This is a genomic window from Roseateles sp. GW823-FHT07B05 (assembly GCF_058794515.1).
The window spans coordinates 51,199-73,611 of the sequence record NZ_JBXAGX010000010.1; the positions used below are offsets into that span (position 1 = coordinate 51,199).

Genomic DNA, 22,413 nt, shown 5'->3' on the forward strand with positions numbered 1-22,413 from the left:
GCGAGATCAATGCGCGTGGACCTGAGAAAAGGCTCCCTTGCGCGCCGGGCGCAGCGGGGTCGCGTCGGAGGCGGCGTCCAGCGCCGCGCCGGGCGGCGCGGCCAGCAGCAGCTCGCGCGCCAGGTGACGCAGCTCTGGGGTCAGCGGCGCATGCTGGGAGGCGCGGGGGTCGAGGCAGGCCCAGTCGCGCAGCACCGCGCCGAGGAAGCCGTCGGCGCAGGAATGAAGCTGTTGCGCGATGCGAGTGGCCACGCGCAGCTGGGGGTGGCAGGCCATCAGCAGACTGTAGACCATCAGCCCGGCGCGTTGCGTGAGCCATTTCATGCCCGCATACGCTTCGGTGACGCTCAGCGGGTCGGTGTCGGCCAGCAGCAGAGGCCGCACCTCGCGCGACGCGACGACGCGGGCCAGTTCGGATGCCGGCGCATGCAGCAGGATGACGTCGGCCTCGGGCGCCGCGGCGGCCACCGCTTCCAGGAAGGCCGCTGCCGAGCCCTGCGCATTGATGTGACGCAGCGGCAGGCCGCGCGCCGCCAGGTACGAGACCCGAGGAGACAGCCGCTCGATGCAGTTGGACAAGTCCACCTGCGCCAGCTCCGAAGGCGTCGGCGAATGCTCGCCCGCGTCGACCACCAGCGTTTGCAGATTGAGCTCGGCGAAGGCTGCGCACAGGCCTTCCAGCAGCACGCCGGCGCCCATCACGCGCGGGTTGCTGACAACCGGCACGAAGCGCGTCTTGGAGGCCGCGAACAGGCGGCGCAAACCGTGGGCTTGGTCTTGCAGCATCAGTGGATGGCCCTCATGCCGTCGGTCAGCGGTGCGCCGGCGAAGATCAGGTTGACGTCGGTGTTGTCCATGCGCCAGGCGCCGGAAGCCGCGCCCTTCAGCGCGCGCTGCACGAGGGCGACGCTGGGCAGGCGGTGCCAGTCTTCCGGCACGCGCTGGCCGTTGGCCACGCCCAGCACCTTGAGCTTGTGGCGGATCAGCGTGTCCAGCGCCGGGGCCAGTTTGACGGCCTCGTCGATCTTGCTGAGCACGACGCCCTCGCAGGCCGCGCCCTTCCAGGCGCCGACGACGTCCTCGATGGTCTCGCCCTGCTGCGCGGCGTTGATCACCAGCAGCTTCTTGATGCTGGGGTGGGCCAGCATCTCCAGTAGCTCCTGGGTGCGGCTATCGCGCTGGGCCATGCCGGCGGTGTCGATCAGCACCAGCTTCTTGCTGGACAGCAGGTCCAGCAGGTCGTCCAGCGACGCGCGGTCGTGCGCGGTGTGCACCGGCACGCCGAGGATGCGGCCGTAGGCGCGCAGCTGTTCGTGGGCGCCGACGCGGTAGGCGTCCAGCGTGATCAGGCCCAACTGGCTGGCACCGTACTTGGTGGCGAAGTGGGCGGCCAGCTTGGCGGTGGTGGTGGTCTTGCCGACGCCGGTGGAGCCGATCAGCGCGAACACGCCGCCGCGGTCCTCGATGGCCGGGGCGGCCTCGTCAGTCTGCAGGTTGCGCGACAGCACGTGGGCGGCCCAGGCTGTCTCGTCGGCGGGGTCATGAGGCGAGCCGGCCTTGAAGTCGGACGGGCAGCTCTCGGCAAGCTTGCGCACCAGCGCAGGCGAAAAGCCCAGCTCCAGAAGCTTCTGCGTCAGCCGCGCCTGCACGGGCTGGCGCTGCAGCTTCTCCATGAAGGCCAGCGAAGAGAAGCGCTCCTCGATGAGGCCGCGCATCTGGCGCAGCTCGGCGGCCATGTCCATCTGGTTGCGCTGCGAGGCGCTGGGCTGGCCCGGCAGCGGCAGGGGGTCCGTGCCGACGCTGTTGCCGATGTCGCCGAGCTGGGGCACGGCGCGCTGCGTCGCGGGCATGGCGGCGGTGGGAATGCGGATCTCGTCGCGCAGCACCGGCGGCATCGGACGGGGCTGGGCCGGCGCGGGCCGGCGCGGGGCCAGCGCGGCCATGGCTTCGGCGGCACGGCGCTCACGCTGAGCACGCGCGGCGTCCAGCGACACCGCCGGCGGCTGCTGCGGCGCGGGGGCCGGCCGCGCCAGCACGGGATCGGGCTGGCCGGCCATCTCGGCCTGACGGCGGCGCAACACGCGCTCGCGCACGTAGTCCTGGAAGCTCAGCGTGCTCATGGCGAGTTGCTCGACGTCGTTGCGCACCTCGGGCGCACCGAAGCTGGGCTCCTGGCGCGAGCGCTCGGCGAAGCTGGCACGCTGCGGCGGCTGGCCGGCCGGCGGCTGCGCGGCCGGGCGGGTTGCGGCGCGCGGGGCGGTCTGGGCCATCTGCTCGATCTGGCCCATGCCTTCCGGCGCCATCGCCAGCACCTCGACGCCTTCCGGCACCGTTTTGTTGGAAAGCACCACCGCGTCTGCGCCGAAGGCTTGCTTAACCAGCGCGAGTGCTTCGCGCGAGGTTCTTGCCGTGAATTTGCGAACGTTCATGCTGTGCCTCCGATGATGGAGCCGATGCGGATGGTGTGGGTCTCAGGGATCTCGCTGTGGCCCAGCACCTTGAGCCGCGGCGCGGCGCGCTTGAGCAGGCGGGCCATGGGCGCGCGGATCAGGTCGGGCACCAGCAGCGTGGCGGGCACGCCGCGGTCTTCCTGCTTCTGAGCCGTCTCGGCGGCGCTGCGGGCCAGCGTGTCGGCCACACCGGGGTCCAGTGCGGCGCCGTGCGGCGAATTGAGAGCCTGCGTGACGAGGCGCTCCAGCTCGGGCTCCAGCGCGATGACGTCCAGCTCTTTGGTGCTGCCGTAGATCTGCTGCACGATGGCCGGCGCGATGTGGGTGCGGATGCGACGGGCCAGTTCCTGCGGGTCGGTGACCGCGGCGGCGTTCTCGGCCAAGCATTCGACGATGGAGCGCATGTCGCGCACATGCACGCCCTCTTCCAGCAGCAGCTGGAGGACTCGTTGCAGGGTGGCGATGCTGACCATCTTGGGAATCACGTCTTCAATCAATTGCGGCGCCTGCTTGGTGAGGTGTTCCACCAGGGCCTGCGTCTCCACGCGGCCCAACAGCTTGGCCGCGTGCACTTGCATCAAGTGTGAAAGGTGGGTGGCCACGACAGTCGAGCAATCAACGACCGTAAACCCGCTCATTTGGGCCATCTCCTTCTGCCGCTCGTCGATCCACACGGCCGGCAGGCCGAAGGCGGGGTCGGTCGTGGCGGTGCCGATGAGCTTCTGCGTGGCGTGGCCCGGGTTGATGGCCAGCCACATGCCGGGGAAGGCTTCGGCCTCGCCGACGACGGCGCCGCGCAGCGAGATGCGGTACTGGCTGGGCCGCAGCTCCAGGTTGTCGCGGATGTGCACCGGCGGCGGCAGGAAGCCGACCTCCTGCGCGAACTTGCGGCGCACGCCCTTGATGCGGCTGAGCAGGTCGCCCTCGCGGGTCTTGTCCACCAGCGTGATGAGGCGGTAGCCCACCTCCAGGCCCAGCGTGTCCACCGGCACCAGGTCTTCCCAACTGGCCTCGCCGCTACCCTCGCTGGGCGGCATGATGGGCTTCACGGCCTTGGCCGCCTCGGCCGCCTGCTCCGTGCTGCGCAGCCACCAGGCGAGATACCCGAGGCCGGCGGCGATCAGCAGGAAGACGACGTGCGGCATGCCCGGGATCAGGCCCAACGCGCCGATGACACCGGCCGTGATGGCGATGCTCTTGGCCGAGCCGAACACCTGCTTGCCGATCTGGCTGCCGATGTCCTTGTCCGTGCCCACACGCGACACCACCATGGCTGCCGCCACCGAGATCAGCAGCGCCGGCACCTGCGCCACCAGCGCGTCGCCCACCGCCAGCAGGATGTAGCTGTTGGCGGCGTCGCTGGCGCTCAGCCCGTGCTGGGCGATGCCGATGATGAAGCCGCCGACGATGTTGATCGCCAGGATCAGCATGCCGGCCACGGCGTCGCCACGCACGAACTTGCTGGCACCGTCCATGGAACCGAAGAAGTCCGCCTCGTCGCCCAGCTCGGCACGGCGGCGCTTGGCCTCGGCCTCGTTGATGAGGCCGGCGTTCAGGTCGGCGTCCACGGCCATCTGCTTGCCGGGCATCGCGTCCAGCGTGAAGCGCGCGCCGACCTCGGCGATGCGCTCGGCACCCTTGGTCACCACGATGAAGTTGATGACGACGAGGATGGCGAACACGATCAGGCCGACCGCGAAGTTGCCGCCGATCAAGAAGTGGCCGAAGGCCTCGATGACCTTGCCGGCCGCGCCGGTGCCGGTGTGGCCCTCCAGCAGCACGACGCGGGTGGACGCAACGTTCAGCGACAGCCGCATCAGCGTCGTCAGCAACAGCACGGTCGGGAAGGCCGCAAAGTCCAGCGGCCTGACCATGTGCGCCGCCACCATCATCACCATCACGGCCATCGCGATGTTGAAAGTGAACAGCAGGTCCAGCGCGAACGGCGGCAGCGGCAGCACCATCATCGACAGCACCAGCAGCACGGCGATCGGTGCGCCCAAAGCGGCGATGACGCCGGAGCGCGGGCCGAGCAGGGTCTGGAGTTTGGCGGTGAGCTGGTTCATGCGGCGCGTCGGGTCTCGGCCACATTCTTCGCCGCGAGGCGCAAAACTTGAGGCGGAGTAGCGGCAGGAAAGCCGCCCTGTTCCGGCGCCACGGGGTGTGGCTTATTCCGCGAAGTCCTCGTCCGGCTCGGGCTGCCAGCCCGGCTTGTTGTGCGGGTCCAACTCAGGCGGCACATGCGGCTTGGGCATGTCCGGCCGGGCGACGTTGCGCGAGGCCAGTGCGGCGCGCAGCTGGTACACATAGGCCAGCACCTGCGCCACGGCGCCGAACAGCGCGGCGGGAATCTCGTGGTCGACCTTGGCGTGGGCGTACAGCGCACGGGCCAGTACCGGCTGCTGCAGCACCGGCACCTTGCTCTCCTTGGCCAGGTCGCGGATCTTCATGGCCAGCAGGTCGGCACCCTTGGCCACCACCTTGGGCGCGGCCATGCGGCCTTCCTCGTACTTCAGCGCGACGGCGTAGTGGGTCGGGTTCATGACCACCAGGTCAGCCTGCGGCACCGCGGACAGCATGCGGCGCTTGGCCATCTCGCGCATGAGGGCGCGCATCTTGGCCTTGACCTCGACGTTGCCCTCGACTTCCTTCATCTCCTGCTTCGCCTCCTCGCGCGTCATGCGAAGGCGGCGCATCCACAGCTGGCGCTGCAGCGGCACGTCGATGGCGGCGAACACCGCCAGCGCAACCGCCAGCAGCGCCAGCCCGCCCATCAGCTGCTGGCCCGCGTAGGCCAGCGCCGAAGGCAACGGCACGGACATGATGCTGACGTAGGCTGCCAGCCGGTTCTTCAGCACCAGGGCCCCCACGATGCCCAGGACCAGCGCCAGCAGCACCGCCTTCAGCGCCGTGCCCAGGCCCTGGCCGGTGAACAGCCGCTTGAGCCCGCCAAGCGGGTTCAGGTGATTGAACTTGGGGGCCAGCGGCTTCATCGTCCAGTTCCAGCCGCCGCTGGCGAGGTTGCTGGCGATGCCCACCAGCACCAGCAGCGCAGCGATGGGCCCCATGACCAGCGCGAAATCCAGCGTCATCTCCAACAGCCGCTCGCTCATGAAGCCGGGCCGGGCCAGCAGCCGGGCGTCGAAGTGCAGGCCATGGATCAGCGTCTGGCGCAGTTTCTCGACGATCTGCGGCCCGCCGATCGCCAGCACCGCGCCGCCAGCCACCATCATGGCGAAGTGCGGCAGGTCGCGCGAACGCGGCAACTGCCCCTCGGCCCGAGATTTCTGGATCTTCTTGGGCGAGGCAGGTAGGTTGCGGTCTTGTGCGTCTTGGTCGGCCATGTCGGGATTCACCCCATGCGGGGCGCTGACCCGATTGTTCGAGGCCAGCCGGAAAACCTGAGCGGAAAAAGCGGGGCGCTCACCCGCCTGTTCCGCACCGACATCCGCCGGCAAGCCGTGAAGGATTGCCGCCGCCACGGCAGCGGCCAGTCAGCACAGGGCGTTACGCTTTTGCCCATGGTCTGCCTGCGATTGCGCCCGCTCGCCCTGCTGGCCGCCCTGCTGGCCGGCAGCGCCTGGGCGCAGCCGTCGCTGACCATCGAGTACCGCGACAAGCCGCCCTACAGCTACACGGACGCCGGCAAGCCTCTGGGCTTCCTCATCGAGCGCTCGGCGCGGCTGCTCAAGCGCGCCGGCATCGAGGCGCACTACGTCGAGGTGCCCATACGGCGCACGCTGCAGCACTTGCAGGCCAACCAGGGCGCGCTGTGCTCGCCGGGCCTCTACAGAAACCCCGAACGGGAGGCCTTCGCGCGCTTCTCGCTGCCCATTCACCGTGACCGGCCGCATGTCGTGCTGGCCCATGCCAGCGTGGCGGCGCAGATCCGCGCCATGCCCAGGGTCGCGCAGCTGTTCGCCGACGCGTCGCTGCAGCCCGGCCTGATGGACGGCGTGTCCTATGGCCAGCAGCTGGACCAGCACCTCGCCAACGCCGCCCGCACGCCCGTGCGCGCCCAGCTGGCGCCGCTGCAGCTCGCCCGCATGGTGGGTGCGCGGCGTGTGGACTACATGCTCATCGACGAGGAGGACCTGGGCTGGCTGCGCCGCAACCCGGACTTCACCCACCTGCCACTGGTGCGCATCGAGTTCCCTGACATGCCGCGCGGCGAGCTGCGCTACCTGGCCTGCTCGCAGCAGGTCCCGCCGCAGACGATGGAGCGACTCAACCAGTCCATCCGGGAGCTGGTGCCCGAGGCGCAGCCGGACTGAGCATGAAAAAAGCCGGCGCGAGGGCCGGCTTCGTCGGGGTGGCGAACCTCAGAACCCGAGGCTGGCCAGCAGGTCGTCGACCTCGCCCTGGTTGGTCACGACGTCGGTGCGTCCTTCGGCGTTGACGACCGGGCCCTGCAGGATGGTCGGGTCGACCTTCTCGCGCTGCTCGGGCGGCACCACCTGCACCAGCAGCTTGACGAGGCTGTCTTCCAGATCGTTGGCCAGGTTCACAACCTTGGCGACGACCTGACCGGTCAGGTCATGGAAATCCTGCGCCAGCATGATGTCGGTCAGGTGGTTGTCGATGCTCGTCGTGCGGCTCTCGACATCCTTGACGAAGTTCATCACCGCACCGCTGGCAACGGCCCGCACGGGGTCGGCCACGATGGCAGCGGCCAGCTCCTGCGTCGCCTTGCTGATGCCCGCGTGCTCGGCCTTGGCCTGGTCGACCGAATTCAGCACCTTCTCGGCCGCAGCGGCCGTCTTGGTGGCGATGTAGCTCAGGCGGCTGCGTGCATCGGGCAGGCCGTCCGTGGCCACCTGCAGCTTGGGCATGACGCCCAGGCGCTGCATCGTGTCATGCAGCGTGCGGGTGATGGTGCCGAGCTGCTGAAAGACCTCGGGCGAGACGAGCAGCGGCTCCTGAGCCTTGGCCAATTGGTCCAACTGATCCATCGACATGGCAGTCCCCTTTGGTTTTGTTGTCAGGCGGCGGCAGCCAGCTTCTGCATGATCTTGAGGACTTTTTCCTCCAGCGTCGCCTTGGTGAAGGGCTTGACGATGTAGCCGGCCGCGCCGGACTGCGCTGCCAGCACGATGTCTTCCTTGCGGGCTTCGGCCGTGACCATCAGCACCGGCAGGTGCTTGAGGTTGGGGTCTTCCTTGATGGCCTTCAGCAACTCGAAGCCCGTCATGTTGGGCATGTTGATGTCGCTGACGACGAAGTCGAACTTGGCGCCCTTGAGCATGTTCAGCGCTTCGACGCCGTCTTCGGCCTCTTCGCAGTTGTTGTAGCCGATCTCTTTCAGCAGGCCGCGAACGATGCGGCGCATGGTGGAGAAGTCGTCAACGACCAGGAATTTCATGTCAGCGCTCATGGCGATCCTCTCTGTAGGCAGGCGGGGATTTCAGGGGTCAGCCCGCAGTCTAGTTTCTAGCGGGCCGGCGCCACAGGCTGAGTTTGCGGCATTTTGCCGGTCTCGGCCGCTGGCGTGTCGGCCTCGGGTTCTTCCACCACATTCTTCAGCACGGCGTCCTCGGCATCGCGGTTCATGACGATGATGCTGATGCGCCGGTTCAGCGCGCCGTTGGGGTCCTTGGCATCCAGCAGCTTGCTGGCAGCCAGGCCCTGCACGCGCAGCATGCGCGCCTCGGACAGCCCGCCTGCCACCAGCTCGCGCCGCGACGCATTCGCGCGGTCGGCTGACAGCTCCCAGTTGCTGTAGCCCTTGTCGCCCCCCGGGAAGGGCTGGGCATCGGTGTGGCCCTCCACCGTCAGGCGGTTGGGCACCTCGGTCAGCACGTTGCCGAGCTCGCGCAGCAGCTCGCGCATGTAGGGCTTCACGACGGCGCTGCCGCTGTCGAACATGGGCCGGTTGCCTTCGTCGACGATCTGGATGCGCAGGCCTTCGCGCGTCATGTCCAGGCGGATCTGGCCGCCCAGCGCCGCAAGCTTGGGGTTCTCGGCCAGCACCTCCTCGACCTTGGTCTTGAGCTGCTCCAGGCGCGACTTCTCGGCCTTGCGCTGCTCCTCCTTCAGCGCGCGCAGCGTGTAGCTGGCGCGCTTGGCTTCGCTCTGGCCTTCCTTGACCTGGCCGGTCTCGCGCGTCAGGTCCTTGCCGCCGCCGCGCACGACGCTGGACGAGTCGCCCGAGCCGGAGCCGCCCAGCATGGCCACCTTCAGCGGCGACTGGAAGAACTCGGCGATGCCCTTCTTGTCGCCCTCGGTCGTGGAGCCCAGCAGCCACATCAGCAGGAAGAAGGCCATCATGGCCGTGACGAAGTCAGCGTAGGCAATCTTCCACGCGCCGCCATGCGCCGCATGGCCGCCCTTCTTCACCTTCTTGATGATGATGGGCTGGAGCTTTTTCGCGTCACCAGCCATTCACGGCTCCCGCGAAACCACGCTGCGTTGCCAGGGCGACCGCCACGTCACTTCTTCTTCACGTGGGATTCGAGCTCGGAGAAGCTCGGCCGGTCGCCCGAGAACAGCACCTTGCGGCCGAACTCGATGGCCACCTGCGGCGCGTAGCCCTGCATGCTGGCCAGCAGCGTCGTCTTGATGCACTGGAATTCCTTGCCGGCGTCCTCGACCTTCTGCTCCAGCAGGCCGGCCAGCGGCTCGGCGAAGCCGTAGGCCAGCAGAATGCCCAGGAAGGTGCCGACCAGCGCCGAGCCGATCATGCCGCCCAGCACCGCCGGCGGCTGGCCGACCGAGCCCATGGTGTTCACGACGCCCAGCACGGCCGCCACGATGCCGAAGGCCGGCAGGCCGCCCGCCAGGCGCTGCAGTGCGGCCACGGCGGCGTGCTCTTCCTGGTGGTGGGTCTCGATCTCGCTGTCCATCAGCGATTCGATCTCGTGCGCGTTCAGGTTGCCCGACACCATCATGCGCAGGTAGTCGGTGATGAATTCGGTGACATGGTGGTCGTTGCCCACGACCGGGTACTTCTGGAACAGCGGGCTGGAATGCGGATCCTCGACGTCCTTCTCGATGGACATCAGGCCTTCCTTGCGCGCCTTCTGCAGGATGTCGTACATGAGCGCCAGCAGCTCCATGTAGCGCGCCTTGCTGTACTTGCTGCCCTTGAAGCACAAACCCAGGCCGGCAGCCGTGGCCTTGACGACCTTCATCTGGTTGTTGGCCAGGAAGGCGCCGATGGCGGCACCGAAGATGGTGATCATCTCGAAGGGCAGCGCGTGCAGGATGACGCCGATGTTCCCGCCGTGGGCGATGAACACGCCGAAGATGCAGGCCATGGAGACGGCCCAGCCGATGATGACGAACATGCTTGGTCGGGTTGAGGGTGTTCAGGCCATATCGGCCCGATGCCGGGGGGCTTGAGAAAGTATGCCGAAACGGCGCCGGCGTGAATGCATCAATTGGGCGGCTTTGACGCCACAGTCCGCTGCGGGCGGTAAAGCCACACGAACTGGCCGTTGCCAAGTTGCCAGCTCGCCACCGGCGCGACATCGGGCACGGCGAAGTCCAGGCTGACCAGCCAGGCGCCCGGCGCCATCTCGGCGCAGGCCTTGGCCCAGGCCCGCGGCATGGACTCGGGGCGCTGGAACAGGTAGACCAGCGCGAACGGTGCCCAGTCATCGGCCCACAGGTCGCCCCGGCGCACGGTGGCGCCGCGCACACGCCAGCGCGCAGCCAGCGCGAGTGGCCGGCTCCATTCCACGCCCTCCACGCGGGCCTCGGGGTAGGCCTGCACCAGCTCGCGCAGGCCGTCGCCCACGCCGCAGCCGGCGTCCAGCACGCGGGCGCCGGGCGGCAGCGGCGCGTGGGCGGGCAGCTCCGCCAGCGCGCCGGCGGGTGTGGGGAACAGCGGCGCCTCGCTCCAGCTGCGCCGCGGGTACAGCCACCACAGCAGCCACAGCGGCAGCAGCCACAGCAGCGGCGGCGCGCCGCCCTGCCAGCCCAGCATCAGCGCCGACAGCGGGAAGCCCAGCGCCGCGATGAGCCGGCGCCAGCGCGCCGCGTACAGCAACGCCAGCGCGCCACCCAGCAGTGCGCCGGCGACGACGGCCACCTCGCGCCCCGCGCCCAGCAGCAGCGCGTGGGTGGCCCAGGCCGCCAGCCAGACCAGCAGCGCCGACAGCGGCCAGGCGCCAACGAGCCGCCTCATGCCGACGCGGTCATGGCCATGGGTGGGCGGCCCGCACGGCGGCGGCCTCGGCCTCGCGGCCGGTTCCGTCCAGCACGACGGCCAGGTTGTGCGCGGCCAGCCAGCTGCCCCGCCCCGCAACGGCGCCCGGCTGCTCGGGGTGCTCCCCCAGCGCCAGGCACTGCCGCCAGGCGGCTTCGGCCATGGGCAGGGCGTCGGCGGCCTGCGCGGGCTGGGACGCGGCCAGGTCCAGCAGCACGTCGCCCACCGTGAAGAAGAAGTCGGGCGAGCCATCGCCCACGAGCATCTGCGTCTGCGCGAAGTCCACCGCGTCGCCATGGCGGCCCAGGCACTTCAGCGCAAACAGCCGCCGCGAGACCAGGTCCAGCCACCACGGGGCGGCGGCCGCGTCGGGCAGCGCGCAGGCACGCTCGAAGGCGGCTTCCGCGGCGGAGTGCTCGTCATAGACGGCGCAGTCCTTGCCCAGCTGGTACCAGAGGTAGGCATCGCCCGGCGCCTCCGCCAGCGCCCGCTCCAGCAAGCGGCGGTTGCGGCCGCGCTTGTCCGCCAGCCGCTCGCTGACATAGCCGTCATGCCCCACCACCAGCGGCAGCCGGCGCACCGGCAGCGCGTGCTGCGGCTGCTCGTGAACGCGACCGGCATAGCGAACCGGGCCAGGCAGCACGCGGCTGAGCCAGGCAATAGCCTCGGCCTGCCGGCCGGGCGCCTGGTCGAAGCGGTCGCGCAGCTGCAGCGCGCCGACGAAGCCGGGCACCGTGTCGCGCAGCGCCTGCAGCGCCTCACCGCCGTCGATCAGCCATTCGTCGGCATCCAGCACCAGGTGCCAGTCAGCCCCGGCCAGCGCCAGCGCCTGGTTGCGGGCGGCGGAAAAGTCGTCGCACCACGCAAACGCCTGCACGCGGGCACCGTGCGCACGCGCGACGTGCACGGTGTCGTCCCGCGAGCCGGTGTCCAGCACCAGCATCTCGTCCACCCAAGGGCGCACGCTGTCCAGCAGCCGGCCGATGCGAGCCGCCTCGTCTCGGGCGATGACGACAAGGGCCAGGCGGCGGCGCGGGGGGGCGGTCATGCACGCATTGTGTTCACGCGCACCGGGGCAATGGGGCATTTCAGGGCCGGATTTCCCCTGTTCCACCGGGTTTCGCCCCGGGGCAGGCCGGCCTAGAGTGGCAGTTCTTCCACCGTCCGCGAGGCTTCCGATGATCCCCCGCACCCTGCACGTGATCTGGGTGGGCGACGAATCCAAGCGCCCCGACAACTGCATAGACACCTGGCGCCAGCACAACCCCGACTGGACCGTGCGCGTCTGGGGCAATGACGACCTCGCAAGCTACGGCTGGGTCAACGCCGCGCACATGCGCCAGATGGCCGGCCGGGAGCTCAACGGCGTGGCCGACTTGATGCGCTGGGAGATCCTGTACCACGAGGGCGGCTTCGTCGTCGACGCCGACAGCATCTGCAAGCGCCCGCTGGAGCCCTGGCTGTTCGAGGGCGAGGCCTGCGCCTGCTGGGAGAACGAGCTGATCCGCCCCGGGCTGATCGCCGCCGGCTACGTGGCCTCCGTGCCCGAGAACCCCTTCTTCGGCCAGATCATCCTGGACCTGCAGAAGGAACCCACCGTCGTCGACCGCATGGCCTGGCAGAGCGTGGGCCCGCTGTTCCTGACCGAGCAGGTGCGCCTGCAGCGCTACGCGGGCCTGACGATCTGGCCCAGCCACTTCTTCATCCCGCGGCATTTCACCGGCCACGAGTACACCGGCGGTGGCGCCGTGTTCGCCGCGCAGGAATGGGGCAGCACGCTGGGCAAGTACGACGAACTGCACAAGAGGAAAGTGGCATGACCCCTCCCGCACTCGCAGCAGAACGCGCACCCGTGGACGACCTCCCCGTCTCGCCGCTGGAATACGCACACCAGAAGTACTTCGTGCAGAAGGTCAAGGTCGGCGAAGACTTCGTCGGCGTGCCGCGGCTGGACGCCTTCGTCGCGCTGTGCGCCGAGAAACGCGTGCTGCACGTCGGCTGCGTCGACTGGCCCATCACCGACCTGAAGCGCTCGCTGCACCTGCAGCTGGACGAGCACTGCGCGCTGGACGGCTTCGACATCCACGGCGAGGCCTTCGAGCTGATGCGCCCGCACCTGAAGGGCCGGCTGTTCAGCAACTGGGCCGACGTGACCGACCGCTACGACACCGTGCTGGTGCCCGAGGTCATGGAGCACGTACCCGACGTGCAGGGCTTCCTGCAGCAGCTCGACGCGCTGGGCGCCGACCAGTACATCATCACCGTGCCCGACGCGTACTCGTGCTTTCGCCGGCACTTCGACTACAACAGCGGCGCGCAGACTTTCGTCGAGGTGGTGCACCCCGACCACAACTGCTGGTACACGCCGTTCACGCTGAGCAACGTGATCCGCAAGTACACGCCGTGGCAGGTGGACGGCATGTTCTTCTTCAACGGCATGTCGCTGCTGGCCGTGGCCAGCCGGCCGCAGCCCGAGTGACGACGCCCGCAGCCCTGCGCAGCGAGGCCGAGGCACTGCGCCACGCCGGCCGCGCCGTCGAGGCCATCGACCTGCTGATGCAGGCGCTGGCGCTTGCGCCCACCGACGTCGACACCTATCTGCAGCTGGGCTTCGCGCTACAGGCATTGGGCCTGCACAGCCAGGCCGCCGAGGCCCTGCGCACGGCGGCCATCCTGGCGCCGCACAGCGTGATGGCTCAGGGCTACCTGATCCACGCGACGCAGAAGGCGGCCGACTGGCGCAGCTTCGACGCGGACCTCGCCGCGCTGCGTGCCGCGCTGCAGGCCAGCCCCGACGACGAGTTCGGCATGCCGTTCGCCTTCGTGGGCCTGCCGCACACGCGGGCAGAGCTGAAGCGTGCCGCGACCATGGCCAGCCGACATGTGACACGGGGCCTCAAGTCGCTGTCGCCGCGGCCGATACGCGCACGCGAGCGCGTGCGGGTGGGATATCTGTCGGCCGACTTCCACGCCCACGCCACCGCCGCGCTGATGGCCGAGCTGCTGGAGCGCCACGACCGCGCGCGCTTCGACATCCGGCTGTACTCGCACGGGCCCGATGACGGCTCGCCGATGCGCCAGCGCCTCGTGGCCGCAACCGAGACCTTCATCGACGTGACGCCGCTGAGCCTGACCACGCTGGCCGAGCGGCTGCGCGCTGACGAGCTGGACATCCTCGTGGACCTCAAAGGCCACACTGCCGGCAGCCGCATGGCCGCCCTCGCCTACCGGCCGGCGCCGGTGCAGGTGAGCTGGCTGGGCTTTCCGGGCACCAGCGGCGCGGACTTCATCGACTACGTCATCGGCGACCCGGTCGTGACGCCGCTAGACCATGCCACCGACTACAGCGAGTGCATCGCCCAGCTGCCGCACTGCTACCAGCCGCAGGACGGCCGCCGTACGCCGGGCCCCGCGCCATCACGCGCGTCCATGGGACTGCGCGACGACGCGCTGGTGCTGCTGGGGGCCAACGCCGTCTACAAGATCACACCGCCGCTGTGGGCAGCCTGGATGGACGTGCTGCGCTGCCTGCCCGGCGCGCAGCTGTGGCAGCTCAGTGGCGGCGAGCAGGCCGACGCGCAACTGCGCGCCGCCGCCGGCCCGCTGGCGGACCGCCTCGTCTTTGCGCCCCCGGTGGACATGGACGCGCATCTGGCGCGGCTGCAGGTGGCCGACCTGGCGCTGGACAGCTGGCCCTGCAACGGCCACACGACCACCAGCGATGCACTGGCGGCCGGCGTGCCGGTGGTGACGCTGATGAACGACAGCTTCCCGGGCCGCGTGGCAGCCAGCATCCTGGCGGCGGCCGGGCTGGAGCACTGCATCACGCAGGATCCGGCGAGCTATGTGGACAAGGTGTGCGAGCTGGGCCGCGACGCCGCGGCTCGCCAGGCGCTGCGTGAGCAGATCGCCACGCGGCCGGCCGGCCTGTACGACATGGCGCGCTTCGCGCGCGATCTCGAGTCGCTCTACCGACGCATGTGGGAACGCGCGCTGGCGGGCTTGTCACCCGCGCCGCTCGGCGCCTGAGGCTGCACGGGGGCTGGCGCCCCACGTGATCAGTGCATCTGGATGGAGCCCTGGGCGCGGCCCTTGCCGGCGCGTGCCGGTGGGTTGCACAGGCCACAGACGTAGTGGCGGGCCACTTCATGCGGGTGGGTGACGAAATGACCGTTGCACTTGGAGCACTTGGTCAGCGTCAGCATGCCGTTGTCGACGAACTTCACCAGGCGCCAGGCGCGGGTGACCGACAGCATGGCTTCCAGGCCTTGCGCCTGCGTCTGCTCCTGGTACAGCTGGTAGGCCTTGATGACGGTGTCGATCTCGTCCATCTCGGCGGCCTTGTTCAGGTACTCGTGGATGTTCAGGAACAGGCTGGCATGGATGTTGGGCTGCCAGGTCATGAACCAGTCGGTCGAGAACGGCAGCTGGCCCTTGGACGGGGACTTGCCGCTCACCTCCTTGTACAGGCGCAGCAGGCGCTCGTAGGACAGGTCGGTCTCCGACTCCAGCACCTGCAGGCGCGCACCGAGGTGAATCAGCTGAACGGCACGTTCGATCTGCTTGGCTTCGGTCAGGATGCTCTTGACGCGCATGGTGGGCTCCGGAATCTATGAACTGTTTGGCAGCGAGGCGGACGACGGGTCAGGCGTGCTCGTGGCGGCCGGCCATCAGGATGGAGGCGTGCAGGCGGCTGACGCTTTCGTTCGCACCCGGCTTGCTGTGGTTGGTCAGCAGGCCCCACACCAGGTCGTCGCTCATGCGGAAGGCGCACAGCAGCGTGTTACCGGCGGCGATCTTCATGATCTGCGCGGGGCTCAGCGTGCCGATCAGCGTCGCCGTCTCCTCGCTGATGCCCAGGCGGTACAGCGCCTGTTCACGGTCCGCGCGGATGAGGCTCTGGGCCAGCATCAGGTAGGACAGGTTGGCTTCACGGATCTCGGCGAGCATTTGGTCGGCGTTCATGGCGGGTTTCCGTTTCAGAGCTAGAGGGGTGTTCGGGATCAGTGAAACGGATTGTGTTGAAGCCTCTTTTCCGGCGATATCAGGCTGCGTCGGTGGCCGGCGTCACCCTGGCAGGAAGCGCCTGTCAGGCAAATTCCTACAACCGCGTCAGGCCTGAAAACACCGAGGCCCCGCAGCTTTCGCTGCGGGGCCTCGGTGTTGGGCGTCGGGGTGTACTGTGGGCAGGGGGTCAACGCATTCTGCGCAGTCGCTCCAGCTCGATCATCGCGACGGGCACCAGTTCCGGCGCCTCGGCCTGCAGGCTGTCCCGGCCGGCCCCGTGCTGCAGTTCGGTCAGCACGCCGATGGCGCGGTCCACCTCGCCGCGGCCGGACAGCGAGAACGCCAGCGTGTAGAGGCTGGGGCCGTGCAGCGGGCAGGCCTGCAGTGCACGGTCGGCGTAGGCGCCGGCATGCTCCAGCTTGCCGGCGGCCAGCAGCAACGCCGCCATGTCCGAGAGCAGGTCGTGGCTCATGGGCTCGTCCTGCAGCGCGTCATACAGCATGCCCAGGCCACCGCCCACATTGCCCTTGGCCGCCTCGGCAAACGCCGCGTTGCGGGCGCGCGCCAGCAGCAGCTTGGGATCGTTGCTGGGGACGGCGACGGGGCGGTGGGCGTTCTTGCGTGACGACGAAGACAGGGCTCGCATTGCGGGACTCCAGGGCCGGCGCAGGGTTCGGCCGGGATGTGCCGCACTTTAGGAACGGGTCACCGCGCCGATCCACTGAAAAGCCCCGGCTTTCCGGCGCGCTTTTCGCGCCCGGGGTCGATCCGAAGAACAGGCTGTTGCAGCACCTTTTATTCAAAAGATCACGCTCTTGACAAATCGAGCTAAAGAAACTTGTCCGCCACACCGATAGCCAATCCAACGGCGCTGCAAACAGTTCCGTGGTCCGGCTGGAAGGCCGAGAAGTTGTGACATTGCCCCCTGGGCGGTGACATGACCTGTCGGTTGACCGGCGCCGGGCGTCGCCACAGCGGTGGGTCGCAAGTCCTGCCATTGGGGCAGCACGGGTGCCGCACCCGGGCACCTGGGTCTTCGTCCGGCGCTATTGCCGGGTTCTCTCTAGCTGAAAAGGAAGCGCATCATGGCCTCGGTCATCAACACCAATCTGCTGTCGCTCAACGCGCAGCGCAACGCGTCCACGTCACAGGCCTCCATGTCCGTGGCAATGCAGCGCCTGTCATCGGGCCTGCGAGTCAACTCTGCCAAGGACGACGCCGCCGGCCTCGCCATCTCGGAGCGCCTGAACGCCCAGGTGCGCGGCTCCAACGTGGCCATCCGCAACGCCAACGACGGCATCTCCCTGGCGCAGACCGCCGACGGCGCACTGTCCAAGGTGAACGACTCGCTGCAGCGCATGCGTGAACTGTCGGTGCAGGCGCGCAACGCCACGAACACCAGCGCCGACAAGGACTCCCTGCAGAAGGAATTCGGCGAGCTGCAGAAGGAAATCCAGCGCGTGCTGGGCGGCACGACCTTCAACGGCCGCGCCATCCTGGCCACCAGCGCCGCGGGCACGCAGACCTTCCAGGTCGGCGCCAACACCACCGACAACGACCGCATCGACGTGGCCACCACGGACATGACGACCGCGACGGAAGTCACGGACGTGACCGGCACCGCCGCCCTGATCGACAACACCGCCAACGGCACCGCCATCGACACGGTGATCAACAACATCGACAAGGCGATCGACAAGGTCAACGGTGAGCGCGCCACGCTGGGTGCATCGCAGAACCGCCTGGACGCCGTCATCTCCAACCTGCAGATCTCGGTGGAGAACCAGAGCGCTGCGAAGAGCCGCATCACCGACGCGGACTTCGCACAGGAAACCGCCAACCTGTCGCGGGCCAACATCCTGCAGCAGGCCGGCAACGCAATGATTGCCCAGGCGAACCAGATTCCGTCGCAGGTCCTGTCCTTGCTTCGATGACGCCGGGCCAGCACCGCTGGCCCTGAGTGAAACGTCCACGCTGAAGACGGAAGTCCTCACGCCACCAGCACAAGCACCTTGAACGCCGCTCCGCCCCCAGCGGGCGGCGCTTTTAGGGCCACGTGCAAAAAGGATTCAAGTCAATCCATCGTCACGACGATAAGCATCTCAACGGGTTCGCGATTCATTCGAGGACTACGTACCAGACGCCTCGTCACGAAAGGATTGAACCATGCCTCAAGTCATCAACACCAACCTCGCTTCGGTCAACGCCCAACGCAACACGGCGATGTCGCAGTCGTCGCTGTCGGTGTCCATGCAGCGTCTGTCCTCCGGCCTGCGTGTGAACTCGGCCAAGGACGACGCTGCCGGCCTGGCGATTGCCGAGCGCATGAATGCGCAGGTGCGCGGCATGAACGTCGCCGTGCGCAACGCCAACGACGGCATCTCGCTCGCGCAGACCGCCGAAGGCGCGCTGTCCAAGGTGGGGGACGCTCTGCAGCGCATGCGTGAGCTGGCCGTGCAGGCCCGCAACGCGACCAACACCAGCGCCGACAAGGACTCGCTGAACAAGGAGTTCGCCGAACTGCAGAAGGAAATCCAGCGCGTGCTGGCAGGAACCACCTTCAACGGCCTGGCCATCCTCGCCGGCAACTCGGGCTCGCAGACCTTCCAGGTCGGCGCCAACACCACCGACAACGACCGCATCGACGTGGCCACCACGGACATGACGACCGCGACGGAAATCACGGACGTGACCGGCACCGCCGCCGTCATCGACAACACCGCCATCGGCACCGCCATCGACACGGTGGTCAACAACATCGACAAGGCGCTGGACAAGGTCAACGGCGAGCGCGCCACGCTGGGTGCGTCGCAGAACCGGTTCGACGCAGTGATCTCCAACCTGCAGATCTCGGTGGAGAACCAGAGCGCCGCGCGGAGCCGCATCATGGATGCCGACTTCGCCGTTGAAACGGCCAACCTGAGTCGGGCGCAGATCCTGCAGCAGGCCGGCAACACGATGATCGCGCAGGCCAACCAGCTGCCGCAGCAAGTGCTGGCCCTGCTGCGCAGCTGAGCGCGGAAAACCAGGGCGGCAACGCCCTTGACGACGAGGCACCGGCCGCGGTGCCGGCCCGGCCGGGCACCGCGGCGGCACCCAACTCCCCTGCCCTGACGCTGGCCCGCAGAGGCCTGGAATAGCCGTGGTTTGGCCCGTTGATCGGGCTTTTGCCGGCGGCACGCACTTTCAGAATTCAGCCCATCGGATCGACGCTTCATGCGGTCCGGACTGATATCCGAGGAGTGCGTCAATGCCCCAGACCATCAACACCAACATCGTCTCGCTGAATGCGCAGCGGAACCTGAACGCGTCGCAGTCGTCGTTGTCGACGTCGATGCAACGCCTGTCTTCCGGCCTGCGCGTGAACTCGGCCAAGGACGATGCTGCCGGCCTGGCCATCGCGGAGCGCATGAACACCCAGGTGCGCGGCATGAACGTCGCCATCCGCAACGCGAACGACGGCATCTCGCTGGCGCAGACGGCGGAAGGCTCGCTCGGCAAGGTCGGCGACATGCTGCAGCGCATGCGTGAGCTGGCCGTGCAAGCTTCCAACGGCACCAACAACACCCAGGACCGGGCCGCGCTGAACAACGAGTTCACGCAGCTGCAGACCGAGGTGGGGCGCCTGATGCGCAACACCAACTTCAACGGCTCGCCCATCCTGACCGGCTTTGCCGGCGGCACCAGCGCCTCGTTCAGCTTCCAGTGCGGCGCCAACGCGACCGCCGACGACCAGATCGTCATCACGCAGAGCGACATCCTGGGCACCACGCTGGGCACCACGGGCACCCCCACCGGCAACGACGGTGCGCTGGAAGCCGCGGTCAACAAGACCAAGATCAACATCCTGGGCTCGGCCGGCAGCAGCAACGCCGGATTGCCGCCGACCGCCGCGGTGGACTTTGCCGCCGCCACGCTGCCCGCCCCGGGCGGCGCCGCCGGCGACGAGGGCGACCCGCTGGTGGCCGTGCAGTTCCTGGACTTCGCGCTGGCGCAGGTCAACCTGGCCCGCTCCACCTTCGGTGCCACGCAGAACCGCTTCGACGCCGTCATCTCCAACCTGCAGGTGGCCGTCGAGAACCAGACCTCGGCCCGATCCCGCATCATGGACGCCGACTTCGCGCAGGAAACGTCCAACATGAGCCGGGCGCAGATCCTGCAGCAGGCCGGCAACGCGATGGTGGCCCAGGCCAACCAGCTGCCGCAGCAGGTGCTGTCGCTGCTGCAACGCTGAAAAAGTTTTCGTCCGGGCCTAAAGTTCCGGAAACACCGGCCGATATCGCCTTGGCATATCGGCTTTTTTCATTGGTGAAACACGCCCGCACCCCCGACACTTGCGGGCAACATTCCTGATCTTCCATACAGCATGGCAACCATCAGCTCGGCCGGCCTCGGCAGTGGACTCAATGTTGACGACATCGTCAGCAAGCTGGTCGCGCTCGAGCGCACGCCCATCACGCAGATCAGCAAGAGGGTCGACGGGCTCAAGACCGAGCTGTCGTCGTATGGCAAGGTGCAGAGCGCACTGTCGACGCTGCGGGATGCCGCCTCCAAGCTCACCAACCCGACCACTTGGAGCGGCACGCTCGCGACGTCCAGCGACCCCACGTCCGTGACGGTGTCGGCCGGCGCCGGCGCGGCCACCGGCAGCGTGTCCGTCACGGCGCAGGCGCTGGCCCAGTCGCAGACGCTGGTCAGCGGCACACCCTACGCCAGCTCGACCACCACCGTGGGCCAGGGCAGCCTGACCATCACGCTGGGCAAATGGACGACCGACGGCGGCACACCCCCGACGTACACCGATTTCACCGACAAGGCCGGCGCCACGCCCATCACGATCAACATCGGCGAAGGTCAGGACACGCTGGCCGGCATCCGCGACGCCATCAACGGCGCCAATGCCGGTGTGACCGCCTCCATCATCAACGACGCCAACGGCGCCCGGCTGACGCTGCGCTCCACCGCCAGCGGCGAGACCAACGCCTTCCGCATCGATGCCGGCGGCGGTCTGGCCGACCTGGGCTACGACCCGCGCATCGGCGTCACGTCGCTGATCCAGACGCTTCCGGCGCAGAACGCCCGCGCGCTGATCAACGGCATCGAGGTCAGCTCCGAGACCAATTCGTTGAAGGAGGCCATCGACGGCCTCAACATCACGCTGCTGAAGACGTCCACCATCCCGGCCAGCATCGCCGTCAGCCAGGACAAGGACTCGATCAAGAAGCTCATCACCGACTTCACGACCGCCTACAACGCCGTCAACGCGCTGCTGCGCGACCAGACCAAGTACGACTCCAGCAGCAAGACGGCCGGCCCGCTGCAGGGCGACTCCACCGCCGTCGGCCTGCAGAGCCAGCTGCGCAGCATCATCGGCGGCACCACGTCGCTGGCCGGCAGCCTCAGCCGGCTGGCGCAGATCGGCCTGGAGGCCGGCACCGACGGCAACCTCAAGGTCACCGACGCCAAGCTCAACACCGCGCTGAGCGACATCGACACGGTGAAGAAGCTGTTCATGGGTCTGGATGGCAGCAACAGCAGCAACGACGGTTTCGCGCAGCGCATCCGCAGCTATGTCGACGGCGCGCTGAGCACCGATGGCCGCGTCAGCACCAAGCAGGCCGGCCTGCAGAAGCTCATCGACAGCAACAACAAGAGCATCGACAAGCTTGAAGACCGCGTCGCGCTGACCGAGAAGCGCCTGCGTGCGCGCTACACCGCGCTGGACACGCAGATGAGCCAGCTCAACGGCCTGTCCAGCTACGTGACGACGCAAATGAACAAGCTCAACAACAGCAGTTCGTGACCCGCGCGCATGGCGCCCTGCCATTCACGGCGGCCTCCGGGCCGCCGTTGTCATTTCCGGCTCACCCCAAGCCGCCGAATAGGCGCCAAGTCCGGCACATGTTCCGGTGAAGACCCCCTCAAGTTCCCCCCGGCGGAGGCCGAAAAACAGTCAACACGACGCCACCTCCGCGAGACCCCATGTACGGCAACATGTCCTCCCCCTTCGCAGCCCGCAACCAGAGCGCCACCTTCTACGCCAAGGTCGGCCTGGAGACCGACGTGCAGGCCGCCAGCCCGCACCGCCTGGTCGCCATGCTGTTCGACGGCGTCTTCGATGCGATGACCCAGGCCACGCAGGCCATCCAGGCCGGCAACGTCGAGCTCAAGGGCCGCGCTCTCGGCCGCGCGGTGCGCATCCTGGACGAAGGCCTGCGCGCCGGTCTGGACCTGTCGGCCGGCCAGCTGGCCAACGACCTGCGCGACCTGTACGGCTACGTCTGCACCCGGCTGACGCAGGCCAACCTGCGCAGCGACATCGCCGCCATCGAGGAGTGCCAGCGCCTGCTGAGTCCGGTGCGTGAAGCCTGGGCCGCCATCAGCCAGACCCCCGCCGCCCTGGGCAGCACCGCCCGCGCCGCGTGAGCGTCTCGTCCCTGCCCACTTCCGGTGACCCCGCAATGAATTCCGACCTGCTGAACTACTACGAAGCCATCGAGCAAGCCAGCGCCGACATGCTGTCTGCGGCCCGCACCGGCAACTGGGACGAAGTCGTCAAGCTCGAAGGCGCTTGCGTGCTGCTGATCTCCCAGCTCAAGGCCGCAGCCCACCAGAACCAGCTCAGCGCCGGCGAGTCGCAGCTCAAGACGCGCATCATGCAGCGCATCCTGCTGAACGACGCCGAGATCCGCCACCTGGCCGAGCCGTGGCTGGAAGACCTGGATCATGTGCTGAAGGGCAAGAGCCGGATGGTTCACTGACGCCCCTCGTCTGGCTCGCACCGGCTGAACGCCGGCGAGCCAGACG

General features: G+C 68.3%; 23 protein-coding genes. 10 read left to right on the plus strand and 13 right to left on the minus strand.

Features of this window, described 5'->3' with window-relative positions; genetic code table 11:
* Positions 1-6 precede the first annotated feature (6 nt).
* The 4 genes from AC1Q7O_RS19935 to flhB form a co-directional block, all read right to left on the minus strand.
* Complete coding sequence (locus AC1Q7O_RS19935; protein WP_492657640.1) at positions 7-786, minus strand: MinD/ParA family ATP-binding protein; 780 nt, start codon at positions 784-786, stop codon at positions 7-9.
* A complete protein-coding gene (gene flhF / locus AC1Q7O_RS19940) occupies positions 786-2,429 on the minus strand; it encodes a flagellar biosynthesis GTPase FlhF (RefSeq protein WP_492657641.1) in 1,644 nt (547 codons plus the stop codon). Before flhF ends, AC1Q7O_RS19935 begins: the two co-directional genes overlap by 1 nt.
* Positions 2,426-4,516, minus strand: a complete 2,091-nt coding sequence (gene flhA / locus AC1Q7O_RS19945) for a flagellar biosynthesis protein FlhA (RefSeq protein ID WP_492657642.1) — start codon at positions 4,514-4,516, stop codon at positions 2,426-2,428. Before flhA ends, flhF begins: the two co-directional genes overlap by 4 nt.
* Before the next feature lie 102 nt (positions 4,517-4,618).
* Positions 4,619-5,794, minus strand: coding sequence for a flagellar biosynthesis protein FlhB (gene flhB / locus AC1Q7O_RS19950; protein ID WP_492657643.1), 1,176 nt, complete (start codon positions 5,792-5,794; stop codon positions 4,619-4,621).
* A 192-nt stretch (positions 5,795-5,986) separates the two neighbouring features.
* Here flhB and AC1Q7O_RS19955 point away from each other — a divergent pair, with 192 nt between their 5' ends.
* The gene (locus AC1Q7O_RS19955) at positions 5,987-6,724 is read left to right on the plus strand and encodes a substrate-binding periplasmic protein (protein ID WP_492657644.1); all 738 of its coding nucleotides are present in this window, start codon (positions 5,987-5,989) and stop codon (positions 6,722-6,724) included.
* Positions 6,725-6,772: 48 nt separating this feature from the next.
* Here the strand turns inward: AC1Q7O_RS19955 and AC1Q7O_RS19960 are convergent, their stop codons facing one another.
* The 6 genes from AC1Q7O_RS19960 to AC1Q7O_RS19985 form a co-directional block, all read right to left on the minus strand.
* Positions 6,773-7,402, minus strand: coding sequence for a protein phosphatase CheZ (locus AC1Q7O_RS19960; protein ID WP_492657779.1), 630 nt, complete (start codon positions 7,400-7,402; stop codon positions 6,773-6,775).
* A gap of 29 nt (positions 7,403-7,431) precedes the next feature.
* Positions 7,432-7,824, minus strand: coding sequence for a chemotaxis response regulator CheY (gene cheY / locus AC1Q7O_RS19965; RefSeq protein ID WP_119043331.1), 393 nt, complete (start codon positions 7,822-7,824; stop codon positions 7,432-7,434).
* 56 nt (positions 7,825-7,880) lie between these two features.
* Entirely contained in the window at positions 7,881-8,831 is a 951-nt protein-coding gene (gene motB, locus AC1Q7O_RS19970) for a flagellar motor protein MotB (RefSeq protein ID WP_492657645.1), read from the minus strand.
* Positions 8,832-8,878: 47 nt separating this feature from the next.
* Positions 8,879-9,736, minus strand: coding sequence for a flagellar motor stator protein MotA (motA, locus tag AC1Q7O_RS19975; protein WP_394510711.1), 858 nt, complete (start codon positions 9,734-9,736; stop codon positions 8,879-8,881).
* 89 nt (positions 9,737-9,825) lie between these two features.
* Positions 9,826-10,578 carry a class I SAM-dependent methyltransferase gene (locus tag AC1Q7O_RS19980; protein ID WP_492657646.1) on the minus strand — a complete coding sequence of 251 codons (753 nt, stop codon included), beginning with the start codon at positions 10,576-10,578 and terminating at the stop codon, positions 9,826-9,828.
* A 10-nt stretch (positions 10,579-10,588) separates the two neighbouring features.
* Positions 10,589-11,647 carry a glycosyltransferase family 2 protein gene (locus AC1Q7O_RS19985; RefSeq protein WP_492657647.1) on the minus strand — a complete coding sequence of 353 codons (1,059 nt, stop codon included), beginning with the start codon at positions 11,645-11,647 and terminating at the stop codon, positions 10,589-10,591.
* Positions 11,648-11,777: 130 nt separating this feature from the next.
* On the opposite strand from AC1Q7O_RS19985, the gene AC1Q7O_RS19990 reads away from it, so the two are divergent.
* The 3 genes from AC1Q7O_RS19990 to AC1Q7O_RS20000 are packed head-to-tail and all read left to right on the plus strand — an operon-like array spanning position 11,778 to position 14,628.
* Positions 11,778-12,419, plus strand: coding sequence for a glycosyltransferase family 32 protein (locus tag AC1Q7O_RS19990; protein ID WP_492657648.1), 642 nt, complete (start codon positions 11,778-11,780; stop codon positions 12,417-12,419).
* Positions 12,416-13,078 (plus strand): class I SAM-dependent methyltransferase, encoded by a 663-nt coding sequence (locus AC1Q7O_RS19995; RefSeq protein WP_492657649.1) that lies wholly within the window; start codon positions 12,416-12,418, stop codon positions 13,076-13,078. The genes AC1Q7O_RS19990 and AC1Q7O_RS19995 overlap by 4 nt, the downstream gene beginning before the upstream one ends.
* Complete coding sequence (locus AC1Q7O_RS20000; RefSeq protein WP_492657650.1) at positions 13,075-14,628, plus strand: O-linked N-acetylglucosamine transferase, SPINDLY family protein; 1,554 nt, start codon at positions 13,075-13,077, stop codon at positions 14,626-14,628. The genes AC1Q7O_RS19995 and AC1Q7O_RS20000 overlap by 4 nt, the downstream gene beginning before the upstream one ends.
* 29 nt (positions 14,629-14,657) lie before the next feature.
* Here the strand turns inward: AC1Q7O_RS20000 and flhC are convergent, their stop codons facing one another.
* From flhC to AC1Q7O_RS20015, 3 genes are all read right to left on the minus strand, one after another.
* Complete coding sequence (flhC, locus tag AC1Q7O_RS20005) at positions 14,658-15,194, minus strand: flagellar transcriptional regulator FlhC (RefSeq protein WP_310331736.1); 537 nt, start codon at positions 15,192-15,194, stop codon at positions 14,658-14,660.
* A gap of 49 nt (positions 15,195-15,243) precedes the next feature.
* Entirely contained in the window at positions 15,244-15,564 is a 321-nt protein-coding gene (gene flhD / locus AC1Q7O_RS20010) for a flagellar transcriptional regulator FlhD (protein ID WP_394396766.1), read from the minus strand.
* 229 nt (positions 15,565-15,793) lie between these two features.
* Complete coding sequence (locus tag AC1Q7O_RS20015) at positions 15,794-16,252, minus strand: hypothetical protein (protein ID WP_492657651.1); 459 nt, start codon at positions 16,250-16,252, stop codon at positions 15,794-15,796.
* Positions 16,253-16,691: 439 nt separating this feature from the next.
* Between AC1Q7O_RS20015 and AC1Q7O_RS20020 the strand changes: the two genes are divergently transcribed.
* The 6 genes from AC1Q7O_RS20020 (at position 16,692) to AC1Q7O_RS20045 (ending at position 22,367) form a co-directional block, all read left to right on the plus strand.
* Positions 16,692-17,540, plus strand: coding sequence for a flagellin N-terminal helical domain-containing protein (locus AC1Q7O_RS20020; protein ID WP_492657652.1), 849 nt, complete (start codon positions 16,692-16,694; stop codon positions 17,538-17,540).
* 232 nt (positions 17,541-17,772) lie between these two features.
* Positions 17,773-18,621: a flagellin N-terminal helical domain-containing protein gene (locus AC1Q7O_RS20025; protein WP_492657653.1), complete on the plus strand. Its 849-nt coding sequence runs from the start codon at positions 17,773-17,775 to the stop codon at positions 18,619-18,621.
* Positions 18,622-18,856: 235 nt separating this feature from the next.
* Positions 18,857-19,840, plus strand: a complete 984-nt coding sequence (locus AC1Q7O_RS20030; RefSeq protein ID WP_492657654.1) for a flagellin N-terminal helical domain-containing protein — start codon at positions 18,857-18,859, stop codon at positions 19,838-19,840.
* Between the two features lie 132 nt (positions 19,841-19,972).
* Positions 19,973-21,409: a flagellar filament capping protein FliD gene (gene fliD, locus AC1Q7O_RS20035; RefSeq protein ID WP_492657655.1), complete on the plus strand. Its 1,437-nt coding sequence runs from the start codon at positions 19,973-19,975 to the stop codon at positions 21,407-21,409.
* Positions 21,410-21,600: 191 nt separating this feature from the next.
* Positions 21,601-22,032: a flagellar export chaperone FliS gene (gene fliS, locus AC1Q7O_RS20040; protein ID WP_492657656.1), complete on the plus strand. Its 432-nt coding sequence runs from the start codon at positions 21,601-21,603 to the stop codon at positions 22,030-22,032.
* Between the two features lie 35 nt (positions 22,033-22,067).
* Positions 22,068-22,367 (plus strand): flagellar protein FliT, encoded by a 300-nt coding sequence (locus tag AC1Q7O_RS20045; protein WP_492657657.1) that lies wholly within the window; start codon positions 22,068-22,070, stop codon positions 22,365-22,367.
* Positions 22,368-22,413 lie beyond the last annotated feature (46 nt).

Excerpts from the sequence above, each read along its gene's own strand:
- AC1Q7O_RS19935 (WP_492657640.1), bottom strand. The coding sequence starts at position 786 with ATGCTGCAAGACCAAGCCCACGGTTTGCGCCGCCTGTTCGCGGCCTCC.
- flhF (WP_492657641.1), bottom strand. The coding sequence starts at position 2,429 with ATGAACGTTCGCAAATTCACGGCAAGAACCTCGCGCGAAGCACTCGCG.
- flhA (WP_492657642.1), bottom strand. The coding sequence starts at position 4,516 with ATGAACCAGCTCACCGCCAAACTCCAGACCCTGCTCGGCCCGCGCTCC.
- flhB (WP_492657643.1), bottom strand. The coding sequence starts at position 5,794 with ATGGCCGACCAAGACGCACAAGACCGCAACCTACCTGCCTCGCCCAAG.
- AC1Q7O_RS19960 (WP_492657779.1), bottom strand. The coding sequence starts at position 7,402 with ATGGATCAGTTGGACCAATTGGCCAAGGCTCAGGAGCCGCTGCTCGTC.
- cheY (WP_119043331.1), bottom strand. The coding sequence starts at position 7,824 with ATGAGCGCTGACATGAAATTCCTGGTCGTTGACGACTTCTCCACCATG.
- motB (WP_492657645.1), bottom strand. The coding sequence starts at position 8,831 with ATGGCTGGTGACGCGAAAAAGCTCCAGCCCATCATCATCAAGAAGGTG.
- motA (WP_394510711.1), bottom strand. The coding sequence starts at position 9,736 with ATGTTCGTCATCATCGGCTGGGCCGTCTCCATGGCCTGCATCTTCGGC.
- AC1Q7O_RS19980 (WP_492657646.1), bottom strand. The coding sequence starts at position 10,578 with ATGAGGCGGCTCGTTGGCGCCTGGCCGCTGTCGGCGCTGCTGGTCTGG.
- AC1Q7O_RS19985 (WP_492657647.1), bottom strand. The coding sequence starts at position 11,647 with ATGACCGCCCCCCCGCGCCGCCGCCTGGCCCTTGTCGTCATCGCCCGA.
- AC1Q7O_RS19990 (WP_492657648.1), top strand. The coding sequence starts at position 11,778 with ATGATCCCCCGCACCCTGCACGTGATCTGGGTGGGCGACGAATCCAAG.
- AC1Q7O_RS19995 (WP_492657649.1), top strand. The coding sequence starts at position 12,416 with ATGACCCCTCCCGCACTCGCAGCAGAACGCGCACCCGTGGACGACCTC.
- flhC (WP_310331736.1), bottom strand. The coding sequence starts at position 15,194 with ATGCGCGTCAAGAGCATCCTGACCGAAGCCAAGCAGATCGAACGTGCC.
- flhD (WP_394396766.1), bottom strand. The coding sequence starts at position 15,564 with ATGAACGCCGACCAAATGCTCGCCGAGATCCGTGAAGCCAACCTGTCC.
- AC1Q7O_RS20015 (WP_492657651.1), bottom strand. The coding sequence starts at position 16,252 with ATGCGAGCCCTGTCTTCGTCGTCACGCAAGAACGCCCACCGCCCCGTC.
- AC1Q7O_RS20020 (WP_492657652.1), top strand. The coding sequence starts at position 16,692 with ATGGCCTCGGTCATCAACACCAATCTGCTGTCGCTCAACGCGCAGCGC.
- AC1Q7O_RS20025 (WP_492657653.1), top strand. The coding sequence starts at position 17,773 with ATGCCTCAAGTCATCAACACCAACCTCGCTTCGGTCAACGCCCAACGC.
- AC1Q7O_RS20030 (WP_492657654.1), top strand. The coding sequence starts at position 18,857 with ATGCCCCAGACCATCAACACCAACATCGTCTCGCTGAATGCGCAGCGG.
- fliD (WP_492657655.1), top strand. The coding sequence starts at position 19,973 with ATGGCAACCATCAGCTCGGCCGGCCTCGGCAGTGGACTCAATGTTGAC.
- fliS (WP_492657656.1), top strand. The coding sequence starts at position 21,601 with ATGTCCTCCCCCTTCGCAGCCCGCAACCAGAGCGCCACCTTCTACGCC.
- AC1Q7O_RS20045 (WP_492657657.1), top strand. The coding sequence starts at position 22,068 with ATGAATTCCGACCTGCTGAACTACTACGAAGCCATCGAGCAAGCCAGC.